The organism is Peribacillus sp. NPDC096622 (genome assembly GCF_044762665.1).
GTDB lineage: Bacteria > Bacillota > Bacilli > Bacillales > DSM-1321 > Peribacillus > Peribacillus frigoritolerans_B.
Genome location: NZ_JBIWES010000003.1, coordinates 465281 through 477542 on the forward strand (window position 1 = coordinate 465281; position 12262 = coordinate 477542).

The window sequence follows — 12262 nt, forward strand, 5'->3', positions numbered from 1 at the left end:
AAGCCCCCCATCTCACTTGTCCTTCACCTCTTTCTCAGACAATCCCGCCGGTCTGTTTATATAGCCCTGTCTTCGAATATGGGCCGCAACATCGACTTCCACTTCCATTTCCGCGAATATCTCATCCCAGTGGTCATCGACCTTATTAAACTGTTTAGGATATTTACGATAGAAATCTTTACCTAACCCTAAAATGTCCGCTTTCTTATGCTGAGTATTCAGAAAAGCCATCTCGATGCGTTTTTCTATATCTTTTTGATAGGCTCGTTCTGCAGCATTAAGAGACTTAGGATTTGAAAGGTTTAAATTCGTTCCATTCTGTATAACAGCTCCATCTGTAATTACCTTCACCAATAATCTCCATTTTTCATTGATAATTTGCGGAATGATCTTGACTTTGGCTGACACTGGACTTAAAGATATCTCCCCTTTTACCCCTTTGGGTTTTATGGTCACGGTATATGATTCCACTTCATCCCTTAACCACAATAGCCCTCTTGTTTCTTTTTCCGTCATCATCCCAGTCATTTTATCTTTTTTGAACACGGCTGTCCCGGCAATGTAAGGAATTCCCTGTAATTTCGTTTGCCCTTTCTCTGGTGGTAAAATTTTAACGAATGGAAGTGCGGCCGCTTGAGGTATACCCGTTAACATTTCATCTAAATCCTGCATAGTGACCAGCATCCCGATATGTAAATCAGATAGTTCCCTAAGCACTTCCCCTGAATAGTTTTCCAGGGGTGGTAAAGATTCAAGGATAGGCTTCGCTTTCCCCTTGCTGACATACACATTTGCTTTCTCTCTTGGCTGCGGATGGCGCAGCAAAAAATCCAGCTGCTCTTGAATTCCTTCCTTCGCTAACTTTTCACCGAATACAAATATTTTGCAATGTCCCCAAAATACTTTTCGCGGAAGCTTGCTTTGAAGCTTAGACAATGCATCTGAAATATTGGAGCCTTTTTCATATCTCACCAATGTCGTAACAGCACCCCCTCCTTGACTGCTCCCCCCTCCTTGACCGCCGCCTCCACTACTTATTGAACTTGGAATAAAAACCTGGACGGATAGTTCGATGTGATCATTATCCTTCTTATCGATGGCGGCTGCTGTGACAATCGCCAAATCAGTGATTTCCACTCGATCCCAACAACCGCTTAGAAAAGGGGTTGTTCCACAAATACCAAGCAAAAGAAGGACGCTTTTCATGAAATGACGCCTCTTTACTTTCTCCAATATCTTTGTTCGACTCCAAACATTATTCACTCCGTTCCACTTCCCCTTTTTGGATTTGGTCCCTGCTCCGGGGGTTGACGGTATACATTAGAATCCCCTGTAAGGCGCGGGCGTGTAGTCATCCTCCACCAAGGAGCTCTCCACAGCACATCTTTCAGCTCTTGGCCTTTTAACGGTGCCAGTGGCGTTAAGTAGGGAACACCGAAGGAACGCAAGCTGCATAAGTGAATGACTATGGCAATGATCCCCATCATGATACCAAGCAGTCCTAATGTACCGGCAAGCAGCATCATTGGAAAACGCAGCATCCGGAAAGCAATTCCGGCAATATAACGAGGCATCATAAAAGAAGCGATTCCCGTAATCGCAACCACAATGACCATTGGCGCTGAAACCAACCCCGCTTGTACGGAAGCTTGACCAATCACTAGCGCTCCAACAATGCTGACGGCAGAACCTACCTGCTTCGGCAATCGAACCCCTGCCTCTCTTAGTGCCTCAAAGGTAATTTCCATAGCCAATGCCTCTACTATTGCAGGAAAAGGGACCGCTTCCCGGGATGCCGCGCTGCTTAGCAGGAGTGCGGTTGGGACAGCCTCATGATGAAACGTCAAAATAGCAACATAAAGGGATGGAAGCAATAGGGATAATCCCATAAAAAAATAACGTAACCAACGGATAAAAGTGCCTGCCATAAAACGTTGCGCATAATCCTCTTGTGATTGAATCAAAGAAAAGAAGGATATTGGTGCAATTAATGTAAAAGGGGTTCCTTCTACAAGAATGACAGCGCGTCCCTCGAGCAAGCAAGAACAGGCTACATCCGGCCGTTCTGTCGTCATGATCTGAGGGAAAGGTGAATACGGATTGTCCTCGATCATTTCCTCGATGTACTCGCTTTCTAAAATACCGTCTATTTTAATTCGTTCCAACCGAGTTGTAATCTCTTCAATCAGTGTTTTATCCGCAATTCCATCAATATAAGCAACCGAAACATTCGTCCTGGTATAAGTTCCAATCTTCATCGATTGTATTTTAAGTGCTGGACTTTTAATAATACGTCGCAATTGGGATGTATTTACCTCTAGAGATTCAATAAATCCCTCTCGTGACCCCCTGACTCCCCCCTCTGCCATAGGTTCTTCAATCCCCCGCTTTTCCCATTTGGACAATCCTAAAGAAAATCCATCGCTTTCCCCTTCATATAGAAGGATCGGGTTTCCAGAGGAAATCGATTCAATGCAATCCGCCAACATATTCACTTTCACCACTTTAGGAACGGGCAATTTATGTTCTATAAAATCATTTAATGGTTGTGGCTCCTTGGGTGACTCCTGCATGAGTGGAGATAGCACATATTGCTCTATCGCCTCGATGTCTGAGAGTCCCGCAATGTAAATAAGCATCGCCCGCGTTTTTCCGAAAAGTAAGAACGAGCGGAACATGACATCCGAGCAATTATCATAAACAGAACGAAGTGTTTCTACATTTTGACTGAAATTCGCATCAAGTACATCTGCAGGCTTAGAATCTTGGTAATTATTTTGTATACTGGATTTTTTTTCTTTCGTTTTTCTTAACAATTTGCCCACATTACGAATCAAGCTGAATACCCCCATTTTTTTTGCAGGTCACTCTAACTCCATTTTTCTATGTTTCTTCATTAAGGGTATTTTATACAGAAAATCCTGTGCCCGGCATGAACTAATTTTCATGGAAAAGCAGTACCATAAGTTGATTTTGAATAAACCGTAAACTCTTGTGATATCCTGTTTGTAATTAATAACTATGGGGTATATCAAAAACCGGGGCTATTTATTAGTCGAAAATGCTGTCTCTGGCTAAGCATTGTTTATTGAACAAGATACACAGGACCATAAAGTAGGGGTTATTTTTTAAAGGATGGATATTGCTCTTAAATATCTCTGTTTTTTTATAAGTTTCATGGGCAATCAGACTAAAACATTAGAAGATAAGGGAGATTCTATGTCATTCTTAATCACATTGCTCGGATTATTGGTGTCCACAATAATCGCTACAATATTAAATGCTATATGGCCTCGTATCCCACTTCCGATATATCAGATCTCCATGGGAGCAGTGTTTTCATTATTACCATTTCAATTATCATTTGATTTTCATTCAGAATTATTTATGATCTGTGTCATTGCTCCGCTGCTCTTTACAGAAGGAAAAAATACGTCCCGTAAAGAAATGCTTGAATTGCGTAAGCCTATTCTGTTATTAGCCTTTGGGTTAGTATTTGTGACGGTTTTTGCAGGAGGCTTTTTCATCCACTGGTTAATACCCGATATGCCGATGGCTGTGGCTTTTGCTTTAGCAGCTACCATTACCCCTACGGATGCGGTAGCGGTACAATCGATTACAAAAGGGTTGAAATTGCCTGGAAACATGATGCCCATCCTTGAAGGTGAATCACTTTTCAATGATGCTGCTGGAATCGTCGCTTTTAAAGTTGCCCTGGGAGCTGCCTTAACTGGAGTGTTTTCCATAAAAGATGCTTCGCTTAATTTTATATTTGTAGCTTTAGGCGGTATCTTTATAGGTATCGTATTGGGCTATTTAATCGTTAAATTACGATTATTTTTACGGGTTCATGGACTTGAAGAAATCCCGATGTCTATTGTCATTGAACTAATTACGCCTTTTGCCATATATATGGTAGCTGAAGAATTCCATGTTTCCGGAATCTTGGCAGTGGTTGCTGCAGGTGTAATTCATGGCATCGAGCGGGATCGCCTTCAGAGTTCCACAACTAAATTGCAAATTGTATCAACTAATACATGGTCTGTATTAGGTTATGTCTTGAATGGACTTGTATTTGCTTTGTTAGGATTCATGTTGCCCAGTGTTTATCAGGAAATTGAGTCCAACTTAAATAGGGGCATTCTTTTTGGGATAAGTGTCTTGATCGTTCTTTTATTATTGGTGATCCGTTTTATTTGGGTATACATTCTGCATGATACTTTTACGAAAAACAGAGTGAATCCATTAGAGCAATTCATTATGTCCAGGGTTCATCCAGAAGATGGCAATGACACCGATGAGGAGAATGTTTCAAGATCACGATTTGCATTTTTGACATCCGTTTGCGGCATTCATGGAACCATTACATTAGCTACAGCGTTATCCATACCATATTTTATGCCGGATGACACTTTATTCCCGATGCGTAATACAGTCTTGTTTACCGCAGCTTGCGTTATATTGTTAAGCGTCACCTTGGCTACCGTTCTCTTGCCATTACTGGTAAAGACACCGATTGAATTCAAAGATGAGCGCCTAACCTCTGAGGAGGCTTATAAAATTGTTTTAAATAAAACGATCAATCATCTGAGCAAAGAAGCAACCATCGATAATCAGAAAGCGGTCCATCAAGTAATGGAAGATTTAAATGAACAACTGATAGATCTGGAACGGGGAATAACGAATAGACCGGATAATCGGACAATACGCGATTTAGTTGAGCTTGGAGCCAATAAGGAATTGGAAGTCGTTTCTGGATTAGTCGAAAAAGGGAGTATATCTGAAACAGCCTTTGAACTATATAAAGTGTATATTTCAAGAACCTTAAATTATATGCAAAAATCTTCGCTGAAAAGGGCTTGGGTCAATTTGCAGGCCATTCTTTTCAAGAAAAAGATCAATGTCAAATGGGATAAGAAATGGGAAGCGAAATTAGAGGACTCCATCGTTAAAAATGCGGACCTGATCAGGGAGTTCCGTAAAGCACAAAAAGAAGCTTCAAAGGAAGCCATTTCATTGATCAAACAACAAACCACACCTGAAAACCGCCATGAAGTCATGCTTGTCATCCAAAGATACAATCGTTATTTGAATCCGTTCGGAACATTAAGTGAAAAAGATGCAAAACGCTTTGAAGAGATGGTGAGTCAATTTCAGTTGAATGCGATGCAAATCGAACGTGATATCATTCAGCAAATGGTTGAAGCTGAGCAAATATCCATACAAACAGCAACTGAGCTTAGACAAAACTTAATCTATGATGAAATGATAATGATACAAAATTGATAAAATATAAAGAGACACCCATACAACAGGAAGCGGTGTCTCTTTATTACATTCCAAAGTAGGGATGAATACCGCAGGAAAAATGAAATGAAATGACAGCAGATATAGGGATTTCATGAAATAACACATAAGGTCCCGTTGAAAGATGCCTCGAATCTGCTTAACTCATCCAAATTGGCAATCACTGACTTGGACAATCGCACGAATTGATCACCGGGAAGGTCCCTTTCCAGTTCATATAACCTTTCTTTCATTTCGAAAGTACCCTGTTTCGTCCGCACCATTATGGAATCTTGCTCTGTGAACAAACAGATGATTTCTTCTGCCCGGAAGACATGCTGCATTTCTTCTTTTTTGCCGACAAAATACGGTCTTTTCCTCTCCTTCAAGCGCTCCATCAGTTCCTGCACTTCTTCATTCCATTCGTGATTGCGGATAAGCACCTCTATCGCCTTGATCTCCTCATCTATCTCTACGTTTATTTTCATTCTTCGACCTCCCTTTGCTTATAATATTAATATCTTGATATTTCGCTTGTGATTTCCAGCTACATGCCACTTTATTGCTATAACATGCTTGTAATGGATGCTCAAATACACTAAATAACCGTCCAAATAATTGGACGGCCCTTTGATAAAAAAATCTAATTTTGATTTCGAATGCGTTTACATTAATTAAGATCACTCTTTACTTGTAAAAGTACTTGGCATCACCACAGCGATTACCTCTCCACGGGCGCAAAGTTTATCAAGTGCAAATACCTCTGTTTCGATTCTCCATTTCTTAGGATGAATTTCATGAATCGTCCCAACGGCTATTAATGGCACATCATTTGGGGTCGGCTTTACAAACTCCACATTCAGTGACGCAGTCACAAACCTGGGTGGCTCCACTCCATCTCCAACTTCATGACCATTTTTACGGTGTAAAGCCAATGCAGCAGAACCTGTTCCGTGACAATCAATTAAAGAGGCAATCAAGCCGCCATAAACAAATCCTGGAATTGCGATATGCTCTGGGCGTGGTGTATAAATTGTCCTTGTTTGCTCGTCATGCCAACCCGTTCGAAAATGATGACCATCTTTGTTCAAGCGACCGCATCCATAACACCATGCAAATGCATCCGGATAATCATCTTGAATTGCTTTTAGCACATTCTCCTCCATCATCTCTCCTCCTTTTTCAGAATATTATAACACCATTAAAGGATAAGGGGTCTATTTGGATAAATGCTGAAAGGTTAGTTTTTGTAATTCCATGATTCTTTATTGAGCTTACTGGCAAGTTTTAATTTTCATAGAATAGTAACCTGACGCAGCTTTAATCGTCAACACACATAAAAAGTTTACAGGAATCCCTGCTTCTTTACTCGATATAATCGACAAAGGCCCCTATTCAGGAGCCTTCCTTTGACTAATATAGTGTTGTGAAATGTCTTCCATTGCATTGTCCACTGTTCAGTTGCAGGCTTACCTTCTTATTAAAAGTTAAGCCTTTTTCTTAAATCCCAATACTTGAATGTCATTTTACCCATTTTCGATTTCGAAAGTGAATCATATTTACGTCCAAGTGCTTGGTTTTGTTTTTCTAGCTTAGTAATTTGTTTAAGTTGAACTGTGTTCAGTCTTTTTAATTGCTTTACTTCTTTAGCTAATTCTTTATTTTTCCCTTTCATATCATATTTTTCTTTATCAACAATTGCCCGTTCTTTCATTGAAATTTCCACATCTTTTGGTTTTAATTTAGGATTTCCATATGTTTCAAATCCTATCATTTTTAAATATTGCATGTTATTTTGAAAATTTTGTTCAAAGTTTCCATAACTTTTATGGATGTAGAGAAATGTATAACATCCAGCTTTTTCTGCTGAAATGATTTGACCATACCCAGACAGTTTAAACAGCTTTTCGACTCGTTTCATTTCTTCAGGTATGTTTTTGACAATATAGGTGAAAACTTCGTCAACATTAAACTCCGCAGGCAATATTTTCACTTTTTTTAATGATGCATGCTTAATCAGTTCATCAAAGTCATCTTCATCAATATAAAACGTATTCGTGCTTCGATTTACATAATCTGTAATACGCTTGCTCCATAATGGTCCTTGCAGTTTCTTTATTGCTTCCGAAAATAAAAACTGCCTGCTAACTTGATACATTCGTTGTGACGCAAACTCATATATGTCCTTATTGCATAATGCTAATTTGACAGCGTCACGGAAATCCTTCTCTGTAACAGCATATAACGGGTAATCTTCGCCAAAAAGCTTCATATGCATTTCGGTTGGGTTCATTATTACAGCCTTCCTTAAAATCCCATACTCCAATAGCTTTGTAGACAGTTCCAGACTGCTGTCCATTTCCTCACTTCTCCAGGTTATCCCAATATCACTGTTCACGATTAATTGTTGGGCATTCTCCCTTGTCAATGCCCCGTACCATGTAAGCCCATCAGTATTTTTAAGGAGGTATGCCGCTTCTTCCTTAAACTGAGAATCGTCTTTAACCCATTTGAATTTATCCCCCGCCACATCAAGTGATAAATTCGGAATCTCTCGTTTTAATTCTTTAAAAGCAGTAATAATGGGAATGGTCTTCCAATCCGGGTCGAATTTCCCTGTATATACAAGTTTGTTTCTTAACCGGGTATGCCCTTCCGCTGATTCAACGTTTGGTATCATCGGGGTAAGCAGGGAAACTTTGTTTTCTTCTTTATTCAAATTAAGAATCTCAATGACAAATTCGCACATCTCTTCTGTTTGACATAAGAAATACGCACACTGATCATATATATTTTTGATGCTCTCAAATTTTTCTTCCTTAACATCCTGACCTATGTGAGTCAATCCTGTAGCATAAACTAATGTATTCTTTATGATATGCTTATGCTTTGCTATTTTTTCAACAGTCTCAATGCTTCTAACAAATAGCCAATCATATTCCTTTTGACTCCAATAATGAGAAATGAGCATTTCAGCTATATCGAAATCAATAACACCTTTTTTTACCCATTCATCATCGGCGACATTAAAAAAAGGATCAACAAAAGGATTGAGAATGGTTATATTATCAAATTTCTCAAGAGGCTGAATTAAGATATCACGTTTGACCGGGCTAGCTAAAAGTAAGTCAACTTCGATGTTAGAATCTAACGCAATGGTCGATGCTAAGGAAGATAAAAATACTGCAGATCCATCCATTGAATTCATGTCAATAAAGCCAAATAGAAGTACCTTCATTTTTCTGTTTTCAACTAGTTCATGTGAATTCAAAGTTTTCACTCCAATGACTGAAATCTGATATGAATTTTTATTTTTTTATTTGTTCTTTAATAGATGATTTAAGCGCAAGATATTTTAACGTGAATTTCCCTGCATACGTAACGTTGAATTTGTGTTCTAACAACTTAAGTCTTCGTATTTCTTTGTTAAGCTTAATATTTTCCTTTTGGGCCATCTTACTTTTTTCTAATTCTTCTCGCAGCATATTATTTTCTTTTGTAACTTTCTCAATGATTTTTTGTTTTTCCATGCCATTGCCCTCTATGAGCTCCAATGTCATGGACATCATGTCTTTCATTTGTAATTCGAGTTCCTCATACATGGTTTTCCAATATTCGTTTCGTTCGTCCATATTGAAAAAACTCCCCTCCATTAACCTTGGATGATCTCCAATTCTCTTTTTATAACAACATCCACAGCGCATTTTTCCCGGATCGACTGAGAAGCTTGTTTTGACACTCTTAGAAATACGTCCGAGTTGTAATATAAGCGCTCTATTGCATCGGCAATTTCGATAGGAGACTCAGGTTTTGTTAGAAGGCCAGAAACGTCATGTTTAACGAATTCCGGGATTGCCGTAATATCTGTTGAAATTGGCACTAGCCCACTCGACATTGCCTCGCACATAGAAACCCCTTGAGAATCCAAACGGGTCGGGCAAAGGAAAATCCCATACTCCTTATGTAATGCAGCGATTTTCTCCTGAGATAGGAAACCTTTATGAATCGTTACATTCTCAAAATCCCGGATTGGCTCAACGGTTTGATCGAACAATTTTCCATCACCATAAAATGCAAATTCCAACTTATCGAAGTATGGCCTCTTCGATAGTTCCAGCACTGCTTTCACCGATAGATCATTGGCGTATTTTCGTGAAGCGTATGGCCTGATTGAAAGGACTTTTGTCCGCATTTCAACTGGCTTTTCAATAAAGGTAAACAGATTGTCATCTATTACATTAGGAATGATTACTGAGTTTTTCGATTCTGCTCTTGCATCACATTCCGCTATATGCTCTTTGAACCATTTGGATATATGAACAAAGGTTGTATCCAATTCATTCGTTTGATAAAACCAATTCATAAAAGAAAGCTGTGCTACATAATAGTCGTCCGACATTTCAAGAATCTTCCTCAAACTTTCAGGGCTTTCAAGAAAATTAAACCATCTTCTATGCCATGCCTCCGTTTCAAATCCATGTATCCAGGTAATAATCGGTAAATCTGTGTTCGTTTCTTTTATCGCTTGTACCATTTTTGGATTAACAAAATGAATCAGCGCTTTTTTATGTACTTTATGATTTAAGAAAATGCGCAGATGCTGTTCAGTTCCTCGATAAACAGGCACATCCTCATACGTATAATTTTCTGCTTTTTTATAGGCAGGATGCAAAACAAAGACATCAACCTTCAAACCCTCATCCAGATAAGCCTTGACTCTTCGGTGGATAAACCCATTCCGATATAACTGATCTTCATGTGGATAAGCATTCGTAATGATCACATATCTATCTTTTTCACTAAATGTAAGCTCATATAGATTTATAGATTCCTCCATTTTCGTTCACTCCTACTATTCAGTCATCTTCAATCAGCCTGCTACTTATCTGTAAATGAAGGATTATTAAAAGACCATTTTCCAACCACTTTTAAAACCGTCAATCGATTATAACAAACATGTATTACTGAATATTGACATCAATATGAGAATTCTGTAAATAAAAGTAAAGTTTTCATGAACTTTTATATGTTTTTGTAAAGTTTCAGTAAGCATAAACAAGCAAAATATAGAAGGACGACCCTTATCGGAATCGCCCTCTTACATATAAACCATTATAAATCTATTAATAGGATGTGGGAGTGTAGAGCCGCAAAGCTTAGACTTGATTATTTTTATCCTTAATGGAGTTTATTGGTTTAGTTACCAGTCAGTTGACTTTTTTCTACCTTCAAGAATTATTCAAGCATGTTTTTGTAAGAATAGAATAGAATCGAAAAAAGACCAATTTGCTGAAGAGAGTGATATAGATGGGACCAATTACCTTTAAAGCATGTGCAATCACTAATGAAATTGATTTGAACAAAATCGCCGTTCATTGCGGCATCCCAAAAAAATTCACCTGGGAAGAGCCTTTAATCCTTAAAGGCGATATTCTAAGTTCCATCCTTAATAAAAATGTGGACGAATCGCAGCAAGTGCTGGTTTTTTCCTTTGGCAGCATTGTCTTCATCAATTACTCACACGAAGATGAGATTAAGGCATTTTCCTCCTTTATCCATTCTTTCGAGCCGGACATTGATCTCATCAATGTAGATAGATATACGGACGATTACAGCCTTCACTTCAGTGAAACTGAAAACATCAATTTGACGGACGAATATGTAGTTGTTCCTAAATATGAATTTTTCTACCCTGAATTAATTTCCACCATTCTCGCAAAATCGGTGGCACTTGAAAAAACTGAGGAACAACTCGGAAAAATCCACGACAAGCTCGAAGCCATGATTGACCGACTGGAAAAAGGCAAGCTGAGAATCGGCAACAAGGAACTGGCGAGGACGACGGCAAAAATCGTACGTCACGAGTACAATACCTTAGCGTATATCATGATTCTGGATAAACCTGATATCACATGGACAAGCAGCATTGCCGGCGAATTTTATGACAGGATGCTTGAATTTTTTGAATTGAATGATCGGTATAAAATCCTGAAAAGTAAAACTGAAATTTTATATAACATTATGGATGGGTTTTCTAACATCAGCCATTCGATCAGGGGACTATTCGTTGAATGGATCATTGTAATTCTCATTGTCTTTGAGATTCTTTTGACGCTTTTAGAAATCGCAGGATGGATACCATGAATTCTGAATCATATCGGAAGGAATACCTTCCAAAAAAATAAGCATCGTTTAGATGCTTATTTTGCGTTTAACCACTACTTGATATTTAAGCTGACTGTATACTGACGTTTAATACATTCTTTTCCTATCGGGTCAAAGCATTCCGGAAGTTACCTAAGTTCCCCTTAATCCAGAGCCAAGTGGAAAATAAATTCCTCCCCTTCTTCGCCGTTAAATCTGTATCCTTTGTCAATGAATCCAGCTTTTTTATATAAATTTATCGCTGGGACATTCGAATGATGCACCGTTAGAATTATCTCATCTTTATCTGGATGTCTTAGTTTGATCATATCAGGCAACTCTTTTAAAGTCTTAAAAGCTAGACCCTTTTTTTGATGGCGCAAATCCAAAGAGAATGATTTAAGAAGAATCGCATTCTCATTACTTGTATATTGATTTCCAGCTTTATCCGTATATAAAGCAAAACAACCAATCAAATCCTCATCTAAATAAATGACCATGGGGAGGTTATATTTATCCTTCCTGAAGTCTTCGATAACTTTCAAAGGTAAAGAAGTATAGATTGCTTGTTCTATAGGTAAACAATAATTTCTCAGTGCCTCATAGTCATTTTCGATAAACGGTCTAATAGTTAATCCAGTCACCATTCGCACCTCATTTTTTCATATCTGATAAATCCATATTAACAGATACTTAAGTTATACAATCAACTGCAAAATATTTTTCAAGAAAATTCATTCATAAAAAAAGGAATGGCTTTGTTTACCATTCCTTCAAACTGTAGAAAAACTCAATGAAAATCAAGTTTGCCTGCAGTTTTTTATTTAAATAG

10 protein-coding genes are annotated in these 12262 nt (G+C 38.3%); 2 read left to right on the forward strand and 8 right to left on the reverse strand.

Features of this window, described 5'->3' with window-relative positions; genetic code table 11:
• Positions 1-12: 12 nt before the first annotated feature.
• Both ACIQYG_RS08640 and ACIQYG_RS08645 read right to left on the reverse strand, forming a co-directional pair.
• On the reverse strand, positions 13-1263 hold the full coding sequence (locus tag ACIQYG_RS08640; RefSeq protein ID WP_402837081.1) for a Ger(x)C family spore germination protein: 1251 nt from the start codon (positions 1261-1263) through the stop codon (positions 13-15).
• The gene (locus ACIQYG_RS08645; RefSeq protein WP_402837083.1) at positions 1260-2852 is read right to left on the reverse strand and encodes a spore germination protein; all 1593 of its coding nucleotides are present in this window, start codon (positions 2850-2852) and stop codon (positions 1260-1262) included. Before ACIQYG_RS08645 ends, ACIQYG_RS08640 begins: the two co-directional genes overlap by 4 nt.
• A gap of 367 nt (positions 2853-3219) precedes the next feature.
• On the opposite strand from ACIQYG_RS08645, the gene ACIQYG_RS08650 reads away from it, so the two are divergent.
• The gene (locus ACIQYG_RS08650; protein ID WP_402837085.1) at positions 3220-5286 is read left to right on the forward strand and encodes a Na+/H+ antiporter; all 2067 of its coding nucleotides are present in this window, start codon (positions 3220-3222) and stop codon (positions 5284-5286) included.
• A 113-nt stretch (positions 5287-5399) separates the two neighbouring features.
• Here the strand turns inward: ACIQYG_RS08650 and ACIQYG_RS08655 are convergent, their stop codons facing one another.
• The 5 genes from ACIQYG_RS08655 to ACIQYG_RS08675 form a co-directional block, all read right to left on the reverse strand.
• On the reverse strand, positions 5400-5774 hold the full coding sequence (locus tag ACIQYG_RS08655; RefSeq protein WP_402837087.1) for a LytTR family DNA-binding domain-containing protein: 375 nt from the start codon (positions 5772-5774) through the stop codon (positions 5400-5402).
• A gap of 192 nt (positions 5775-5966) precedes the next feature.
• Positions 5967-6452, reverse strand: a complete 486-nt coding sequence (locus ACIQYG_RS08660; protein WP_402837191.1) for a PaaI family thioesterase — start codon at positions 6450-6452, stop codon at positions 5967-5969.
• A gap of 314 nt (positions 6453-6766) precedes the next feature.
• Positions 6767-8557, reverse strand: coding sequence for a glycosyltransferase family protein (locus tag ACIQYG_RS08665; RefSeq protein WP_402837089.1), 1791 nt, complete (start codon positions 8555-8557; stop codon positions 6767-6769).
• A gap of 37 nt (positions 8558-8594) precedes the next feature.
• The gene (locus ACIQYG_RS08670) at positions 8595-8918 is read right to left on the reverse strand and encodes a hypothetical protein (RefSeq protein ID WP_402837091.1); all 324 of its coding nucleotides are present in this window, start codon (positions 8916-8918) and stop codon (positions 8595-8597) included.
• Between the two features lie 20 nt (positions 8919-8938).
• Positions 8939-10123, reverse strand: a complete 1185-nt coding sequence (locus ACIQYG_RS08675; RefSeq protein ID WP_402837093.1) for a glycosyltransferase family 4 protein — start codon at positions 10121-10123, stop codon at positions 8939-8941.
• Positions 10124-10593: 470 nt separating this feature from the next.
• On the opposite strand from ACIQYG_RS08675, the gene ACIQYG_RS08680 reads away from it, so the two are divergent.
• A complete protein-coding gene (locus ACIQYG_RS08680; RefSeq protein WP_402837095.1) occupies positions 10594-11430 on the forward strand; it encodes an RMD1 family protein in 837 nt (278 codons plus the stop codon).
• Positions 11431-11594: 164 nt separating this feature from the next.
• Here the strand turns inward: ACIQYG_RS08680 and ACIQYG_RS08685 are convergent, their stop codons facing one another.
• Positions 11595-12077 carry a GNAT family N-acetyltransferase gene (locus ACIQYG_RS08685; RefSeq protein ID WP_402837097.1) on the reverse strand — a complete coding sequence of 161 codons (483 nt, stop codon included), beginning with the start codon at positions 12075-12077 and terminating at the stop codon, positions 11595-11597.
• Positions 12078-12262: the final 185 nt, after the last annotated feature.